The sequence below is a fragment of the Bacillus sp. NPDC094064 genome (assembly GCF_050279585.1).
Taxonomy (GTDB): Bacteria; Bacillota; Bacilli; order Bacillales; family Bacillaceae_G; genus Bacillus_A.
Map to the genome: position 1 here is coordinate 120185 of NZ_JBNNUI010000006.1, position 17652 is coordinate 137836.

General features: G+C 34.0%; 20 protein-coding genes and 1 pseudogene. 14 read left to right on the forward strand and 7 right to left on the reverse strand.

Going from position 1 to position 17652, the window contains the following annotated elements:
• Nucleotides 1-10 precede the first annotated feature (10 nt).
• On the forward strand, nucleotides 11-178 hold the full coding sequence (locus tag ACQKNI_RS15245) for a DUF3933 family protein (protein WP_000816374.1): 168 nt from the start codon (nucleotides 11-13) through the stop codon (nucleotides 176-178).
• Nucleotides 179-286: 108 nt separating this feature from the next.
• On the opposite strand, the gene ACQKNI_RS15250 is transcribed toward ACQKNI_RS15245, so the two are convergent.
• The gene (locus ACQKNI_RS15250) at nucleotides 287-1252 is read right to left on the reverse strand and encodes a patatin-like phospholipase family protein (RefSeq protein ID WP_088230549.1); all 966 of its coding nucleotides are present in this window, start codon (nucleotides 1250-1252) and stop codon (nucleotides 287-289) included.
• 87 nt (nucleotides 1253-1339) lie between these two features.
• A complete protein-coding gene (locus ACQKNI_RS15255) occupies nucleotides 1340-1495 on the reverse strand; it encodes a YjcZ family sporulation protein (protein WP_000540424.1) in 156 nt (51 codons plus the stop codon).
• A gap of 223 nt (nucleotides 1496-1718) precedes the next feature.
• Here ACQKNI_RS15255 and ACQKNI_RS15260 point away from each other — a divergent pair, with 223 nt between their 5' ends.
• The 4 genes from ACQKNI_RS15260 to ACQKNI_RS15275 all read left to right on the forward strand — a co-directional run bounded on the left by ACQKNI_RS15260 (nucleotide 1719) and on the right by ACQKNI_RS15275 (nucleotide 4568).
• Nucleotides 1719-2471: a YwqG family protein gene (locus tag ACQKNI_RS15260; protein ID WP_088230548.1), complete on the forward strand. Its 753-nt coding sequence runs from the start codon at nucleotides 1719-1721 to the stop codon at nucleotides 2469-2471.
• A gap of 145 nt (nucleotides 2472-2616) precedes the next feature.
• Nucleotides 2617-3777, forward strand: coding sequence for a transglutaminase domain-containing protein (locus tag ACQKNI_RS15265; protein WP_098840895.1), 1161 nt, complete (start codon nucleotides 2617-2619; stop codon nucleotides 3775-3777).
• A gap of 101 nt (nucleotides 3778-3878) precedes the next feature.
• Nucleotides 3879-4076 carry a DUF4083 domain-containing protein gene (locus tag ACQKNI_RS15270; RefSeq protein WP_088230546.1) on the forward strand — a complete coding sequence of 66 codons (198 nt, stop codon included), beginning with the start codon at nucleotides 3879-3881 and terminating at the stop codon, nucleotides 4074-4076.
• A 30-nt stretch (nucleotides 4077-4106) separates the two neighbouring features.
• Nucleotides 4107-4568 carry an NUDIX hydrolase gene (locus ACQKNI_RS15275; RefSeq protein WP_088230545.1) on the forward strand — a complete coding sequence of 154 codons (462 nt, stop codon included), beginning with the start codon at nucleotides 4107-4109 and terminating at the stop codon, nucleotides 4566-4568.
• A 43-nt stretch (nucleotides 4569-4611) separates the two neighbouring features.
• Here ACQKNI_RS15275 and nadE read toward each other — a convergent pair whose 3' ends face one another.
• Complete coding sequence (gene nadE, locus ACQKNI_RS15280; RefSeq protein ID WP_088230544.1) at nucleotides 4612-5430, reverse strand: ammonia-dependent NAD(+) synthetase; 819 nt, start codon at nucleotides 5428-5430, stop codon at nucleotides 4612-4614.
• 269 nt (nucleotides 5431-5699) lie between these two features.
• On the opposite strand from nadE, the gene ACQKNI_RS15285 reads away from it, so the two are divergent.
• The 3 genes from ACQKNI_RS15285 (at nucleotide 5700) to ACQKNI_RS15295 (ending at nucleotide 9183) form a co-directional block, all read left to right on the forward strand.
• A complete protein-coding gene (locus ACQKNI_RS15285) occupies nucleotides 5700-7580 on the forward strand; it encodes an ABC transporter permease (protein ID WP_088230543.1) in 1881 nt (626 codons plus the stop codon).
• 115 nt (nucleotides 7581-7695) lie between these two features.
• Complete coding sequence (locus ACQKNI_RS15290; RefSeq protein WP_088230542.1) at nucleotides 7696-7983, forward strand: AbrB/MazE/SpoVT family DNA-binding domain-containing protein; 288 nt, start codon at nucleotides 7696-7698, stop codon at nucleotides 7981-7983.
• Nucleotides 7984-8232: 249 nt separating this feature from the next.
• Complete coding sequence (locus tag ACQKNI_RS15295) at nucleotides 8233-9183, forward strand: serine protease (protein ID WP_088230541.1); 951 nt, start codon at nucleotides 8233-8235, stop codon at nucleotides 9181-9183.
• 39 nt (nucleotides 9184-9222) lie between these two features.
• Here the strand turns inward: ACQKNI_RS15295 and ACQKNI_RS15300 are convergent, their stop codons facing one another.
• Nucleotides 9223-9531, reverse strand: a complete 309-nt coding sequence (locus tag ACQKNI_RS15300; RefSeq protein ID WP_088230540.1) for an ArsR/SmtB family transcription factor — start codon at nucleotides 9529-9531, stop codon at nucleotides 9223-9225.
• Between the two features lie 107 nt (nucleotides 9532-9638).
• Here ACQKNI_RS15300 and ACQKNI_RS15305 point away from each other — a divergent pair, with 107 nt between their 5' ends.
• Nucleotides 9639-10574 (forward strand): aldo/keto reductase, encoded by a 936-nt coding sequence (locus ACQKNI_RS15305; RefSeq protein WP_098840897.1) that lies wholly within the window; start codon nucleotides 9639-9641, stop codon nucleotides 10572-10574.
• A gap of 329 nt (nucleotides 10575-10903) precedes the next feature.
• Here ACQKNI_RS15305 and ACQKNI_RS15310 read toward each other — a convergent pair whose 3' ends face one another.
• Both ACQKNI_RS15310 and ACQKNI_RS15315 read right to left on the reverse strand, forming a co-directional pair.
• Entirely contained in the window at nucleotides 10904-11128 is a 225-nt protein-coding gene (locus ACQKNI_RS15310) for a hypothetical protein (RefSeq protein ID WP_140417343.1), read from the reverse strand.
• An 84-nt stretch (nucleotides 11129-11212) separates the two neighbouring features.
• On the reverse strand, nucleotides 11213-11560 hold the full coding sequence (locus ACQKNI_RS15315; protein WP_002118502.1) for a DUF4257 domain-containing protein: 348 nt from the start codon (nucleotides 11558-11560) through the stop codon (nucleotides 11213-11215).
• Nucleotides 11561-12010: 450 nt separating this feature from the next.
• Between ACQKNI_RS15315 and rsgA the strand changes: the two genes are divergently transcribed.
• The 5 genes and pseudogenes from rsgA to ACQKNI_RS15340 all read left to right on the forward strand — a co-directional run bounded on the left by rsgA (nucleotide 12011) and on the right by ACQKNI_RS15340 (nucleotide 16435).
• A complete protein-coding gene (gene rsgA / locus ACQKNI_RS15320; protein WP_088230537.1) occupies nucleotides 12011-13060 on the forward strand; it encodes a ribosome small subunit-dependent GTPase A in 1050 nt (349 codons plus the stop codon).
• A gap of 392 nt (nucleotides 13061-13452) precedes the next feature.
• Nucleotides 13453-14298: pseudogene (locus ACQKNI_RS15325) on the forward strand (cache domain-containing protein); the annotation flags it as partial.
• 123 nt (nucleotides 14299-14421) lie between these two features.
• Nucleotides 14422-15240 (forward strand): methyl-accepting chemotaxis protein, encoded by an 819-nt coding sequence (locus ACQKNI_RS15330; protein ID WP_427282502.1) that lies wholly within the window; start codon nucleotides 14422-14424, stop codon nucleotides 15238-15240.
• Between the two features lie 200 nt (nucleotides 15241-15440).
• Complete coding sequence (locus tag ACQKNI_RS15335; protein WP_088230535.1) at nucleotides 15441-15746, forward strand: hypothetical protein; 306 nt, start codon at nucleotides 15441-15443, stop codon at nucleotides 15744-15746.
• Between the two features lie 320 nt (nucleotides 15747-16066).
• Nucleotides 16067-16435, forward strand: coding sequence for a DUF3979 family protein (locus ACQKNI_RS15340; protein WP_088230534.1), 369 nt, complete (start codon nucleotides 16067-16069; stop codon nucleotides 16433-16435).
• 34 nt (nucleotides 16436-16469) lie between these two features.
• Here the strand turns inward: ACQKNI_RS15340 and ACQKNI_RS15345 are convergent, their stop codons facing one another.
• Nucleotides 16470-17510 carry a YkvI family membrane protein gene (locus ACQKNI_RS15345; protein ID WP_088230533.1) on the reverse strand — a complete coding sequence of 347 codons (1041 nt, stop codon included), beginning with the start codon at nucleotides 17508-17510 and terminating at the stop codon, nucleotides 16470-16472.
• Nucleotides 17511-17652: the final 142 nt, after the last annotated feature.

Genomic DNA, 17652 nt, shown 5'->3' on the forward strand with positions numbered 1-17652 from the left:
GGAGAAAATAATGAAACAATATGTAATTTGCCAAATTATTAATGGAGATAAATATTTAGCTGCTTATGCGGATACGAAGCAGGAAGCAATTGAAAAAGCAGAATTGTTAGGATTACGAACGGGAAATCGATACACCGTTATTACTGCGGAGGAAGCTGAAGGGCTAACATATCCTTAAGCAACGTATAATAATTATGTAGGAAGTAAATAAGCCTAGTAATATATAATATTACTAGGCTTATTTTTTTTGAAAGCGTTACGTGTTCGCGTATGAAAAATAATAGTATTATGAGTCAAGTTGACGGAAATACCGATTTGTTTTTCGATCCTGATTTCCGTTTCTATATTCATCAATATATTGACTGAAGTTCCAAGATTGTAAAAATTTATTCGCGGCGTTATAACCAGAATTGTAAAGCCACTCTTTTTCTTCCTTTGTTAACTCAAAGTTTGTACTTGTAATGGACCCTGTTGGAATTGTAATTGTTCTTGCTTTTGACTCCTTGTCTAAATGACGTAAATCATGAGCTTGCATCATTGTTTTAAATAGTCCTTTGAACATGGAGATAGGCTCGGTATAGTGGGCAGGATCAGCTTGAATTTCATCTTTTACAAAATGAAACCCAAAAGTTGGCCAGCGAGGAGAGGTAGGGGAGTCAAAAATCCAAATTGGGTAATTGCTTAAAATCCCTCCATCAACCATATAACAAGGTTGCTTCCATTTTGGGGTTCTCCATTTTACTGGTTCAAAGAAGAAGGGGATTGTACTGCTCATTCTTACAGCTTTAGCAATAGAGAAGCGATAATTTAAAAATCCGTAGTTTGGTAAGTCATCAGGAAAGATGACCATTTTACCGTTACTTATATCAGAAGCGATAATTTTAAGCTTATTTAAATCAGGTAAATCTGTAAATAAGTGAACGCCTTTTTTTCGAAGTAATTCTTCAATCCATTCTTCTATAAAGATATTAGAGTAAATACCAAGAGTAGTCCATGCGCTTAACCCCTTTCCGATAAACGGGATTCTGTCAATAAAGGTTCTCTTCGTAAATTTATTATAATCAATATCAGTTATAATCGTTTTTAACTCTGAACAAGAATATCCTGCTGCTAGGAGCGCAGCGATAATGGAACCAGCTGATGTTCCAGCTACACGCTCCCATTCATAGCCTTTTTCAGCTAACGCACAAATTGCCCCTACATGCGCAATTCCGCGTACACCGCCTCCTTCAAAAACACCATCAATCTTCATCAATCATACTTCCTTTCGAATAAAAGATTTGAAAATGGCAAAAAAGCACGTATTGTACGTGCTTTTTTACAATAGTTTTTAAGTTTACTAGCAGCCTACAAAGCCGCCCCAACAGCTAGCTCCGATGATGATTAGAAGGATAAATAAAACGATTAATAAAGCGAAACCTCCATAACCACATCCACCACAACTACCGCCGTAACCGTAACCGCCGTAACCGCCGCAACTATATCCGTAACCCATGTGGAATTCCTCCTTAAATTAAAAATGAAAATGAACGAGGGGAAAATGTACTGGAAGAAATAATGAACTATCATGTTTGTAGGAACAATGTATACTATGCTTTTTTAAACTTGTTCGCGTATGGAGGAAGAGCCCGTTTTTTGAAGGCTTGTTGTTTTTACAAAGAATGGAGTATAATTTTTGTGCAATGATACAAATAAGTATGTGAATATAAGGAGAATTTATGAATAAACAAATTGAAGTATTAATTGATAAATATGGACTGACACATTTAAAAGAGGAACTTATTAATACTGTATTTCCTTGTGTAAAAGTTGTGCCAAAGCAGGAGGAAACAGTTGCGATAGGTAGTTCGAAAATGGGGGGAGTTCCGGATTTACCGGATTCATTTGAATATCCAACATATAAAGGAAATCCGTTACAGTTTATCGCTCAATTTAATTTAAATGATTTACAAAATGTTGGTATGGAGCACAATCTTCCTAAGGCAGGAATGTTATACTTCTTTAGTATTGAAAATTATTTTGAAGAAGATGTAAATCCAAACGAGGCCGGGCGTGTACTTTATTATGATATCCCTGTAGAGCATTTACGAAGAGTAGATGAAGTTCAGGGGGAATTTAACCAATGTGCAATTTCATTTGAATTAACGTATAAATTGCCAGAGCTTTTCATTGAAGATGAGGCTGATTCAGATCGTTTCTTGCAATTACTTGAAGAGTTAATTCCAGACAACTACGATAATCACCAAATGTTTGGGGAGCCATTCTCTGTACAAGAAGAAGTATTACATGAAACAGGAGACTATATGGGGATAGACCCACAACAAATGACACTTTTATTCCAAATTGATTCAGATACTAAAAATTGTAATATGATGTGGGGAGATTTAGGAATGCTTTATTTCTGTATTGGAAATGAAGATTTGAAAAAACAACGTTTTGAAAATGCATGCTGCGTATTACAAACTTGTTAATGAAAAAGGTTGTTCTTGTAAAAAGAACAACCTTTTTATAATGTTAAATATGCATAATCTCATATGACCTATACGAAAAAGTATTGTATACTCTGAAACTATACGATACTTTTTCGTATAGTTATAGAATGTAAGGAGTGACAAAATGGGAAAGACAAGTAAGTATGTGGCAGCTACCCTACTTTGTTCAACTATCGTAATGGGAGGCTTACACGCGTCATCTGTATCATATGCAGCTACGAATTCAACTGTAGCGACTGCACAATCAGATGCAAAGTTGTTAAATGATTTTAGAAAAGAATTAAAAAAACAAATTGATAATCGAGAAGAAAATATTAAAATCACATATAAAACAAAAAATAAAAATGCTAGAAATATTATGGACCAATTGTATGGCGAGTTTAATAAAATTGTAGATGCAGATGAGTATGTAAAATATAATGTAGCCTCTACTAAATACTCTATTAAAGGGCTACCAGGAAACTATACGTTTACACTGCAAGTGAAATATCGTGAATCGAAGGAACAAACGCAATATGTAAAATCTCAGGTGAAATCGATTATAGGATCAATTGTAAAACCGGGAATGGATGATCATGAGAAAGTGAAAGTTATTCATGATTACGTTGTAAAACATGTATCGTATGACACGTCTTATCAAGCATATACAGCATATGAAGCGTTAGCGAATCGTTCTGCCGTTTGCCAAGGATATGCTTTATTAACATATGAGTTACTAAAAGAAGCGGGTATTCAAAATCATATTGTAACAGGTACAGGAAATGGACAAGCTCACGCCTGGAATTTAGTGAACATTGAAAACAAGTGGTACCACCTTGATACGACATTCGATGATCCAGTACCTGATAAAGCTGGGCACGTAACATATTCATATTTTAATATGTCTGATGAGCAATTAAGTAAAGATCATGAATGGGATCGTAGTAAATATCCAGCAGCAACTACAAGTTACTTTAGTGAATTAACAAACAAAATAAATACGGGTAGTTCAAAGACTGCTGCATATGAACAAATGTTAAAAGAAACAAATTTAAAATATTTGTCTGCACAATATGGGGCAGAAAATTACAGTGAATTTAAGAAAAAATTACAGCAACAATTCGCTTCTAAGCCAGAAAAGGTAGAAGTACGATATAAGCAGTCTATGGATGGAACAATGCAAGATATAAAGAAAGTGTTAAATGAGATAAATTGGCCAAAAGGTGCCAAGCGTGTATCTTATCAAGTGGCGCCTTATAGTGCAATGACAGGTTATTCATTAGCGACAATTACATTTACGTATTAAGGAATGAAAAAGAGCATCTGTAAAAGATGCTCTTTTATTATGCATTACTTCAAAAAACAGAATTATGTGATAAAATAAAAGTGGAAGGATGTGGAATCTAAATGAATTTGTTCGAGAATAATATATTTACATTGATATATACTTGTTTAGTAATTGGAATTATCGTTTTGTTTTTCCTATCATTTACTTTGTTTATAAAAAGATTATTGCAAAACAACGCCGCAAAGAAACAGCATGTGATGAATATGAACCAGAAGCTAGATCGAATTATTGAATTGCTTGAAAAAGATAAGAAGTAGCGATAAAAGATGTATGAAATGGGGAAGAGGATGGCTAATTATATAAAAGAATTACGTGAAAAAGTAGGGCATGATTATGTTTTTTTAAACTTTGCGGGTGGTTGTGTATTTAATAAAGAGGGAGAAGTATTACTGCAAAAAAGAGGTGACTTTAACGCTTGGGGGTTTCCTGGTGGTGCAATGGAAATCGGAGAATCTGCCGCAGAAACGGCGATTCGAGAAATAAAAGAAGAAACAGGTTATGATGTAGAAATAAATGAGCTTGTTGGAGTATATACAAAATATTTTCAAACATATCCAAATGGAGACAAAGCCCAGTCAATTGTGATAGTCTTTACATGCTCAATTGCCGGAGGAGAGAAAAAAATAGACGGTGATGAAACGTTGGATTTGAAGTTTTTCCCGTTGGACGAAATGCCCCCATTGTTCAATAAACAACATGAAGATTGCTTACAAGATTTACTGGAGAAAAGAATCGGGGTATATCGTTAAAACATAAAAAGAAGCTAAATGAGATTAGCTTCTTTTTTATGTTTTATTTCCACCAATCATCAAACATTGACGCTGGTACTTGTCTTTTATGTTCGCTCACTGTGTAACGTTTTTCGATTTTTTCAGCAACGTCAGCTGGAACTACTTTACCTTCTAGATAGTCATCTAATTGATCATATGTAATACCTAACTCTGTTTCATCAGCTTGACCTGGTTTTTCATCTAATAAATCAGCTGTTGGCATTTTTAAATAAAGTCGCTCGTCTGCACCTAATTCTTGTAGTAAAGCACGTCCTTGGCGCTTCGTTAATCCTGTTAATGGTAATAAATCTGCACCACCATCCCCGAATTTTGTAAAGAATCCTGTTACAGCTTCTGCAGCATGATCTGTTCCGATAACAAGAAGGCCGTTTTGTCCACCGATTGCATACTGTGTAACCATGCGAATACGCGCTTTCACATTACCTTTATTGAAATCAGTTAACGATTCACCTAATAAGTTTTCGTATTGATTTGAAAAGGCATCAACTGTTGAAGCAATATCAAAGGCAGTTGATTGATCAGCTTGAATAAATTGTAATGCTAATTGCGCATCATCTTCATCTTTTTGCACTTTGTAAGGAAGACGTACAGCGATAAATGTTGCGTTACCACCTTCGTTACGAATTTCTTCAACTGCAAGCTGTGCTAAGCGTCCTGCTAATGTAGAGTCTTGTCCGCCACTAATTCCAAGTACAAATCCTTTTGCACCTGTTTTTTTTACATAATCTTTTAAGAAATCGACGCGTTTACGAATTTCTACTTTCGCATCAATTACAGGCTGAACATGTAATGCTTTCATAATCTGTTCTTGTAATGTCATTATATTTTCCTCCTATTCATATTAAAGCTGTTAAAATTTTTATGTATATATTGGTACATACTTCTATCCTTTATTATTTCGCAAAACTAATGAATATACAATAGGATGCGTGTATGAATATGAATGTAGTCATTATAATGAAAGTGCAACGTATAAGCAATTTTTTAAACCTTTCAAAACTGTAAGGTTTTTGTCATTTGAATCGATGGAAGGTATTTCCGTACTTTACTAATATAAGAACATAGTTAGTAGAAGGGCGGAGAAGTAATATGAACATTAGAGAACTAGCATACCGGAATGTAACGCGAAATAGACGGACATATTCAGCCTATTTTTTGAGTAGCGCATTTGCTATTATGGCCTTTTTTGTGTATTCATTTTTTGCGTTTCATCCCGCATTAAGTGCAGGAGAATTGGGTCAGTACGTCTTCGTAAGTATGTCTTTTGCACAGTCTATTATTTACTTATTTACATTCTTCTTTATTTTATATTCAATGGGAATGTTTTTAAAAACGAGAAAGCGTGAACTAGGAATATTAATGATGTTAGGTATGACGAAATATCAATTAAAGCGTCTTATCTTTTTTGAAAATATTATGATTGGGATAGGGGCAATTATTTTTGGGATTTTTGCAGGAATGTTATTTTCCGGAATATTAATATTTGTAGCCCCGATGATATTAAAGCTAGATATTTCCTTAGCCTATTACATACCAATGAAAGCCATTGTTGTAACGAGTATTATGTTTTTCGTATTATTTATGATCATTTCATTGTTTAGTGCAGGAATGATTCGGAAGAATAAAATTATGAAATTGTTTAGAGGGTCAGCAGAAGCGAAGCCGGAACCGAAAGCATCCATTATTTCTTCTATATTAGCAGTCATACTGCTTAGTGCGGGATATACAGGAGCGCTTATGTCACACGGTGCGATGGTATTTTTTATGATGATTCCAGTTACAACGGTAGTCATCATTGGCACATATTTACTGTACAAGCAGTTGAGCGTATTTATTATTCGACTATGTAAAAAAAGTAAACGTTTCTACTGGACACAGACAAATATTATTACTTTATCAGATTTAGCGTACCGGATGAGAGATAATGCAAGAATGTTCTTTATTGTGACGATTATTTCAACTGTAGCATTTTCAGCAATAGGTACATTAGTTGGCTTTGCTTCAATGACGAAAGAAATTATGGAGAGACCGATTGCGTTTCACTATCATTCTAAGCAAGGAAATAGTAATGAATCACAGCATATACAAATGATTGACGAAGGATTAAAGAAATATAATATAGCAGCTTCAAAAACGAATATTTCAACGAAAAAAACGGAGGAGCAGTCGTTAAGAAGCGCCACCTTTATAAAGGAATCAGACTATAAGGAATATGCAAAGTTAACAGGAGAAACCATTAATACGGTATCAAATAAAGAAGCTTTATTTTTGTCAGTCGATATACCAGGACCTCCGATGAAAGAAAGAAATGAAATTACATTACCAAATATGAATGAATCTTTAAAAGTGAAAAAAGTTAATACTTCTTCATTAAGTAAAATACTGAGAGGAAACGTTTATGTAATCTCTAACAAACAGTATGATGCATTACAAGATGAATTTAAAGAGGCAAGAGATTATGTATACAAAACAGAAGGAACGAAAGATGAAATTGAGGTTGGTAAAGAACTCACTAATCAGATGAAGCCTTATGAAGAACATATAATGTTTAGTGCAGAAGAGTACGAACAAAACCAAAGTTTACAAATTGCAGGACCTATTTTATTTGTAGGTTTCTTTATCGGAATTGTATTTTTCATTTGTGCAGGAAGCTTTCTTTATTTTCGTTTATTCTCCGATTTAGAGGACGATACTCGCTTGTTCGAAATGATTCGAAAAGTGGGGTTAACGGGCGGGGAATTATCGAAAGTAGTCACAATCCGTTTAGCACTTTTATTCTTCGTACCAATCGGCGTTGCAACATTACATGGAGCAGTGGCGTTAACTGCGCTAGGGCATATGTTTGAGTACTCACTGTTTAAAGAAAATGCGATTGTATTAAGTATTTTCATAGGGATCCAAGTTGCATACTTCTTACTTATAAGATCTCGTTATTTAAAACAATTGAAAGAGAGATTACGTATGCGATAACTGTGTTTTTTTGACTTGAGTACAAAAATTTATAAAAAGAGACAAGCATTACCAAATGGTGATAAAATGGAAATAGCGAGGTGGGAAAATTAATAGAGAGTAAGGGGGGAGTAATATGAAAGCAACAGGAGTTATTCGAAAAGTAGACGAACTAGGAAGAATTGTTATTCCTAAAGAATTACGAGATGTATTAGGGATACAAATCAAATCACCACTTGAAATTTTCGTAGAAGAAGACAAAGTCATTTTACAAAAATATCAACCTTACAATGCTTGTCAAATAACAGGTGATGTTTCAGACCAGAACATTTCATTAGCAAATGGAAACATTACTGTTAGTATAGATGGAGCGAAACATGTAATAAAAGAGATAGAGAAATTTTTAAACAAGAGTGAGGTTTAGTCTTCAATTATATTATTTTAAAAGATCAAATTGTATTCTTTTAAAAGACTATGAAAGGACCATAAATTGGTCCTTTTATTTTTGCTAGTAGTTGAATCACAAGAGAAATAAAAAGTAGTAAAAAGTTAGTAAGTAATATTGAGAAATATTTGAAATAAAGGAGAAGAGAACGGATAAAACGAATGTTACGTTTAAACGTATTCAAAAGTGGTCTGAAATGAAAATAATACATTTTCAGGAGGGATTACGATGAACAATAGTACAGCGAATAAACAAAAAGGTATACAGTTGATTCCTTTTACCGTAAACAAGGTGGTTGAACAAGTAAATGAAATTCCACCAGGTGTACAACTAATTCACGCTCCACAAGTATGGGAGAAGAGTGCGAAAGGAAAAGATATTGTCGTTGCCGTTTTAGATACAGGGTGTGATATCAACCATATAGATTTAAAAGATCGTATTATTGGTGGAAAGAATTTCACGAAAGATTATGAAGGTAATCCAAATATTTATCTTGATAATAACGGACACGGTACTCATGTAGCTGGAACGATTGCAGCGACTGAAAATGGTGTCGGTGTGTTAGGTGTGGCACCACATGCTAAAATGTTAGTATTAAAAGTTTTAGCGGGAGATGGTTCTGGAAGTTATGAGCAAATTATTGAGGCTATTCAGTATGCTGTAAATTGGAGAGGGCCGAATAAAGAGAGAGTGAGAATCATTTCAATGTCACTTGGTGGTCCGCAAGACGTTCCGGAATTACATGAAGCAATTCAAAATGCGGTAAGGCAAGATGTTCTCGTTGTATGTGCTGCTGGAAATAATGGGGATTGTGATGATGACACAGAGGAACTTGACTTCCCAGGTGCTTACTCTGAGGTAATTGAAGTTGGTGCAGTCAATTTAGAGCGGAAAATTGCTTGTTTTAGTAATTCAAATCAAGAAATTGATTTAGTAGCGCCAGGTGATGAAATATTATCTACGTATCCAGAGGGGAAATATGCTGTATTAAGTGGAACTTCAATGGCGACACCACATATTGCTGGAGCATTAGCACTTCTTATTAAGCAGTGCGAGAGAGAATATGGTAGAAAGTTATCAGAGCCAGAAATATATGCACAACTAATAAAAAGAACTGTACCTTTAGGGTATGAGCGTACATCTGAAGGGAACGGATTAATAGATTTATTAAAAGAATAGCCATACTAAAAAACTTCTCATATGAATATGGGAAGTTTTTTAGTATGGCTCTGTCGCATGTAATACAACTTGTAACAAACCAGGGAATCTAGTATTTAAATCTTCTTCGCGAATTGAAATAAAACGTTGTGTTCCTTCAAGACGTGTATACATAACACCTGACTCACGTAAAACTTTAAAATGGTGAGATAAAGTTGATTTCGCAATTGGAATGTTTAACGAACCACAAGATTGTTCATTTTTCTCTAATAACATATTTACAATTTGTAAACGAATTTGATCACTAAGTGCATATAAGACAGAAGAGAATTGAATTTCTTCTCGATTTGGATGATAGAGTGTACGCATTTTTTCACCTGCTTGTATAAGTTAAGTTATTTGCACTATAACATATAAAATGGTATATTTCTATTGTTCGATTATATTCGAACAATAGAAATATAGGGGGAGAATAAATGAAGTATACAAAATTGCAAAAGGCAGGACTAAATATTTCTAAGTTGGGGTTAGGAACGAATGCTGTAGGGGGACATAATTTATATGCTGATGTGAATGAGGAAGAAGGAAAACGATTAATAAAAGAAGCTATTCAGCAAGGAATAACATTTTTTGATACAGCGGATTCATACGGTTTTGGTAGATCAGAAGAATTAGTAGGTGAGGTATTGAAGGGAAAACGCCACGATTTTGTACTTGCTACAAAAGGTGGAATTCAGCCGTTATTAAATGGAGAAACGTATATTAATAATGAACCAAGCTATTTAAGAAATGCTGTGGAAAATAGTTTAAGAAGATTACAGACTGACTATATTGATTTATATTATTTACACTTTACAAATTCTGAAACAAGTTACATAGATTCAATCGGTGAGCTTACTCGTCTAAAAGAAGAAGGTAAAATTCGTTCAATTGGAATATCAAACGTAAACATAGAACAATTAAAAGAAGCGAATCAACATGGTTATATAGATGTAGTACAATCGCCTTACAACATGTTAGATCGTACTGCTGGGGAAGAACTATTGCCGTATTGTATAGAAGCTGGTATTTCATTTATTCCGTATGGACCTCTTGCCTTTGGAATACTAGGTGGTAAATATACAGAAGATTTTAAATTAAATGAAGGTGATTGGCGCAAAAGTGTAAATCTATTTGAAGAAAATACATATAAGAATAACTTTAAGAAAGTGGAAGAGTTAAAAGGGTTAGCTGAAGAAAAGAATATCGAAGTATCGCATTTAGCTTTAGCGTGGGTATTAAACAAACAAGGAATTGATACTGTTATTCCTGGAGGAAAGCGGGCAGAGCAAATAAGAGAAAGTGTAAGAGCGATGGATGTTTCATTGAATGAACAGGACATGAAACAGATTGAATCGATATTAGAAGTATAGTCAGAAAGAGGGGGAGATGCTAAACTCCCTTTTTTATACTCTATAAATAGCATATAGTATAAAAAATATTAATTGACGTATTTTACGAGCGTAGCGATTAGAAAAAATGGTCCGTTCACTTGGAGGAGAGTTAAAACGGGAATTTCGAACAAATAAAAAATCCCTATAGAGATAGGGATTTATATATCGGCATATCGTTCCTTGGAAAAGGATGTACTTAGTTTACCATATTGAAATATAAGTATTTGTGAAATAGATGTGAAACTAATGTGAAAAATGATTATGGTGAAAATTCTGGTAAATAAAAAGCACTGTTTTAGTTACATTAACTAAAACAGTGCTTTTCTCTTTGATTGTACAGTTGCTGCATTTTCATCATGTATGCCTGCTTCTTTAATAATTCGTTGTTTTGCTTTATTTAATAGGTGGTTTACTGATTCGCCGAAATAGTTCGCTTCGCTTTTTGTGCGGGCTTCTCGTAAACATTTATAGTTTTCTAGCAGTTCCTCTTTTTCGGAGTTTGTTAAGAAATCTTCTATTTTCTTTTTTGTCATACGAAACACCCTTTCTTCTGACAAACGACGCAATAGAAAATATTTATTTTTCATTATAACAATAATTTAAAAAGAAAGTATATACTAACGTCGCAATAATTTGTCAATTTCTTGAATCTTCTCATCAGCTTTTCCAATTTGCGTATTTTTAGCCTGCTCACCACCAAGAGCCTGGTGAAGTAAGAACGTTTGGCCAGAAATAGCAGTCACAATGGACACCTTGATTATTTCTTTTATTAAGGTGGCATCGAATAAAACGAGTCCGAGAAGTGCAGCTAGGCAGCCGGTAAAAATATCAGTTAAAAAACCAAAATGAAAAAAAGTTTTCAAACGGCGTGGAAGCAATAACTTACCTTGGTTATTGATTAGATGGGAAACGAAGCCGGTAATGCCACCAACGAGAACAGCAGTTAGCCATTGATACATTTCCATCGAATCCACTCCTTTTAGTGAATAAGATTCGATTTTTACATATTGATTCCTTTTCATATTTCATATAACCATATTGAGAAAGTTTGTTTGGGTATATTACGCATTCAATTTAATTATAACGGAAGATTCCGATACATTTTAGTTATATTATATGAAGCGCTTTTACTATTAACCAACACTATATTTGGTTTTATGTACTAGAAGATGAGATTAGTCATCGTGGACAAATTAGAATGTTGGTAAATTGTTTGAAAATTACATTAAATAAAGTAGCTTTTTAATGAGATATTCCATATAATGAGAGTAATTAAAATAAGATCGGGGTGATGTATTATGGTGAATTTGACTTATATGAATCATAAACAAAATACAGAGGTGGATGGAAAGGGAGATACGATATAAATGAGCGCACTATCCTTCCACTCTGCTTAAACTAGGGAGGATGTCAATTTGAATCAAAATATTTTAGAATCGTTCGGCTGGGATTCTTTTTTTGAAGAACAAGCTGTAGAGAACTTTGAAGTAGGTCGTATTTTACTTGAACACAAGCATATATATCGCATGATTTGTAACGATGGTGAATATATGGCAGAACTGTCTGGAAAGTTTCGTCATGAAGCGTTAACGAAGGGAGATTATCCAGCAGTTGGTGATTGGGTATATATAAAGAAAATAGAGAATGAAAAGAAAGCGATTATTCATCGTATTTTTCCGCGAAGAAGCTCTTTCTCAAGACAAGAAGCTGGTAACCGAACGGAAGAACAGATTATAGCAGCAAATGTAGACTATCTATTTTTAGTAAATGCACTTAACCATGATTTTAACGTAAGAAGGATGGAACGTTATTTATTATTAGCATATGAAAGTGGTGCAATGCCTGTTATTGTTTTAACGAAGAGTGGTTTATGTAATGATGTGGAACAGAAAATTGTAGAAACGGAAGCTGTTGCAATTGGTGTTCCGATCTTCGTTGTTGATAGTTTAGAACATATAGGTATTCAGTCGTTGCGACAATTTGTTGCTTCAGGAAAAACAATTGCTTTAGTCGGATCATCTGGGGTTGGAAAGTCCACTTTGTTAAATGCACTTATAGGACTTGAAGTAGCAAAAACGGGAGATATTCGTGAAGAAGATAGTAAAGGAAGACATACGACAACTCATAGAGAGTTATTTCAATTGCCAAGTGGTGCTCTCGTAATTGATACTCCTGGTATGAGGGAGTTACAGCTTTGGGAAGGAAGCGATGCAATTCAAACAACATTTTCTGATATTGAAGAACTAGCAACAACATGCCGTTTCCGGGATTGTAAACATGAGAATGAACCAGGATGTGCGGTACATCATGCAATAAATAACGGACTTATTACGATAGAGCGTTTGCAAAGTTATAAAAAGTTGCAAAGAGAATTGGCGTATTTTATAAGAAAACAAGATGCGATTCTTGCAAGGGCAGAGCGTGATAAGTGGAAAAAACTTTCTAAACAGTATAAAAAAATGTGAAAAACCAAAGGATTGTTCCTTTGGTTTTTTTTGTATTTGTAAATTTTATAATAATATTATTCGTATATATGGACAAAGAGAAATTAATTGTTTAAACTTTACAAAGTGTTCATCGTAATAGGATATAAAAATAGTAACTAGAGATTGGGATGAATTAACAATTTAATCAATTGAATTTTACAAGTAGGAGGTACGGAATGGGGAAACTATTAAATTGGTTTCGTAATATGAAAGTAGCCAAAAAGCTATTGATTTCATTTTTTGTTATTTTAATTGCGGCTGTTTCTATTATTGGAGGCATGTCTTATCAAACGGCTAAAAAGAATTTTGAAACACAAATAATGAGCAGTGCTCAAGATAATATAAAGATATTAGATAATTTGATTAATCAAATGATTGAAGCGAAATTTAATGATGTGAATAGTTTTGCACGGATAATTCAAGGTAATATGTATCAAGGAGATAATCAAGATGAGCTAAGGGAAACGTTATCACAATATACCAATTTAAATAAAGATGTTGAACAAGTATATGTTGCTGGGAATGATAAAAAGTTTGTACAAGAACCAAATATACAAATGGCAGCAGATTATGACCCAACAGAGCGTTCTTGGTATAAAGATGCAGTTGCAAAACAAGGTGGTATTGTAATTACTGAACCGTATAAGGCGCAAGGAAATGGACATTTTGTCGTAACGATTGCAAAACAAACAGAAGATAAAAGTGGCGTTGTTGGGGTAGATTTAAGCTTAGATAATTTATTGAAAACAACAAAGTTAATCAATATTGGTAAAAAAGGATATGCGTTCATTTTAGACGGAAAACAAAAAATAATTGCACATCCCCAAGAAAAATCGGGGGAGAGAGCAGCTGATTCTTGGGCGAAGAAAATTTATGAAGATAATCACGGTACTTTTTCATACACATATGACAATAGTGAAAAGAAAATGGTATTTGCTACAAACGTAAAAACGGGTTGGAAAATTGCTGGAACGATGTACTCTAATGAAGTAATTGAAGCTGCTCAACCTGTATTTTATAATATGTTAATTGTTATGAGTATTTCACTAGTTGTCGGAGGAGCACTTATTTATTTCGTGACACTTTCTATTACAAAACCTTTAAAGAGATTAGTTGTCACGTCTAAAGAGATAAGTGAGGGAGATTTAACGCAAACAATTGAGATTCACTCTAATGATGAAATTGGTCAACTTGCAAAAGGTTTTAATGAGATGACAAATTCGTTACGAACGTTAATTGGAAGAATTAATGATTCAGCTGGGCATGTTGCAGCGGCATCAGAAGAGTTAACTGCAAGCGTAAGACAAGCGAGTGAGGCAACGGAGCAAATTACAATGGCAATGGATGAAATCTCAAGTGGGGCAACAACGCAAACATCAAGCGTGGAGAATGGTGCTATGTTATTGTTTAGTGTAACAGAAGGTATTCAGCATATAGCAAATAGTTCCTCATCTATTAATACGGCTTCTACTCATACTCGTGAAAAAGCAGAAGATGGTGGAAAGTTAGTAGGGAAAACAGTAAATCAAATGCAGTCTATTGTAGAATCTGTTTCGCAATCAGATGCAGTTATACAGTTGTTAAATAATAAATCAAAGCAAATTGGTGATATATTAGAAGTGATCCAAAATATTGCAGATCAAACAAATTTACTAGCTTTAAATGCTGCAATTGAAGCTGCGAGAGCTGGTGAACACGGAAGAGGATTTGCAATTGTTGCAGATGAAGTACGTAAATTGGCAGAGCAATCTAGCGTATCTTCCAGTGAAATTGGTAAATTAATAGGTGAAATACAAGATGATATGAGTAAGACAGTAAAATCTATGAATCATGTAAATGAAGAAGTTCATTCCGGACTAGTTATCGCAAATGAAACGAAGAAAAATTTTGCAGAAATTTTAAAATCTACAAATGAAATAGCCGATCAAATTAAGACGATGGTTGAAACGGCAAATGGAATGTCAAAAGGTGCGAATGAAGTATCTATTTCTGTAAGCCAAATTGCAATGACAGCACAGAATAATGCAACAAGTACACAAAACGTTGCAGCGTCAGCAGAAGAGCAACTAGCTTCAATGGAGGAAATTGGTTCTGCGGCTGGTACGCTTTCTCAAATGGCTGAAGAGTTGCAAGTATTAATTGAAAGATTTAAAGTTTAACAGAGAACAGACTGTCTCCCGAAATAGCAGTATGCTATTTCGGGAGACAGTCTGTTTTATTATGTAAAATCAAATGGAGATGGAGAGTATCTCTATGATATTTAAAGGTATATTTTGTGTAATGTTTGTCGAAAAATAGAGGTATTTGTTAACTTTGTGTATAATTATAATCATATAGAATACAAATAAAGGAGATTGTTATGGGAGTGTATTGGGGGACAAAAAGACATTCTTGGCTTAGTTATGTCTCATTTTGGTTAAGTATTTCATTTTTTATTGTTTTTCTAATTGAAGTGTTTATTTTACAAACACTTTCGAATAGCTCGGTGCAAATTGTTAAATACTTTTATTTTATACTTGTACCAGTAAACATTCTTCTTAGTTTAAAGTTACTATTTAAGAGGAATGAAAAAAAAGCATTACCTATTTTTAGTTTCATTGTATCGTTATTATTTACAATCTTAATAATAGTATTAGCATTAGCTGCTACAGGGAAATTCTTTTAAGAAGAGTGATATAAATCACTCTTCTTTTTTTCTTTTTTATTTGTGGCGTTCTTACTATCAAGGAAAAGATGGATCTATAAGCTAATAAAAAATGGGGGAGCAGAATTTTTCACATACTAAAGGTTAACGATATTTGAAACCTTTAGGAGAATATGGGTAATATACATAATGATGAGGATAGAATTAGGTGTTTTGTGTTGGTTGACGAAGCAAATGAATACGGTAAGAACGTTGATATATGGTACAATACATATGGATAGTGATAGAGATAAAGGGTATATAAAATACTCATCGTTTTTTAGTAAGAGAGGGGTTATCTTATGCTATACGAGGATTTGATGACATTATTTCAAGCAGCTCCAAAGGAAGAAGCTAGAGGCGGCTGGAAATATATAATCCAGGAACAAAATGATAAATATGAAATTGTTGATGAAATGTTGAAAAATGAAATGAGCGTTGAATTGTATTTTAATGAATATGATGAGGTGAAAATCACTTTATATAAAGATGGAATTCCTATTTCTACTATGCAAAGAATTGCGATTTCAAAAGTTGAATTAGACGAAGATGAAGAAGGCATTCAATTCGTTTTAGAGCGTATGCCTAGCCGAATGATTCGCTTGCAATTAAAGCCACATTTAGCTTTGGAAATGGGGCCGTATTGGGAAGTGTGTGATGATTGTGAATGAACATAAAAAAGCATCCAATAACATGGCTGCTTTTTTATGTTTTTTGAAGTTGTTTAAAAGCAATGATCGGAAGTAAGATGATGCTTACCCATCCGATTATAGGATATAGAATATGGAGTAATTCACTGTAACCGATGTAACTAAAGCAATAACTAATTAGTAAAATGAAAATAATAATATTGTTATTTTTCCATCCAGTGATAGATTGCATTTGTTTTGTCATTCCGAACACATTGCCAACTAAAGTTGTGAACACTTCACCAAAAATGATAAGAACAAAGAAAAAGTGAAAAGTTGCATTGAATTTTCTTATGACTTCAGCCATCGGGATGTTATATTGATAAAATTGGTCGACTGATAAGATAGCTAAATGGCTGCATAATAAAATTAAAGAAAGTCCTGCACCACCTAAAATACCGCCCCATAAAATGGCCTTTCGATCTTTTACTTCACTGGCTAATGGGACGAGAACGCTTTGGGCGAGAGAAAGGTTTAAGGCGACATATGTAATAGGACTAGTAATCCACTTCATATTCCAGCTTTCTGCGGGAATAGTGTTACTAATAGGAGTTGTACTGTGAAAAAAGGTTGTAATAGCAAGTCCGATAATAAAAATCATCATAATAGGTACGACAAGTGTATTTACTTCAAAAACTCCTTGTAATCCGCGGCTACCTATGATGAGACAGGCGATCACTGTAATGAAAATACCAAGTTGTCTTGGTAAACGAAGCTGTTCTTCAAATACGGCTCCAGCTCCTGATAGCATAACACTCGTTACCCCAAATAATACAAGTAGTAATAATGTATTTACAACATTTCCGAATACATCCCCAAATAAATATTTGTTAAATTCTTGGGCTGAAAATGCACCGATTTGTGATGAGAGTAACATCATCTTCGTACCGAGCCAAATGAAAAAAAATCCACTTATACATATACCAATTGTTCCGTATAATCCGTTCACTGTAAAAAACTCAACAATCTCTCGTCCAGTAGCAAATCCAGCTCCAACGACAGTTCCGATATAAGTAGCAGCAACTTTCTTTGCTACTTGCCATTGTTGATTGTCCATATAACCCCTCTTTCTACTATGATGAGCTTGACTTACTATTATGCATATGTACGAGCTAGGTTAATTAGACATATGAAGTAGTTGAAAAAGTACATGAATGAAATGACATTAGGGAAGTATTATAGGTGTTAAAACTTTGTTA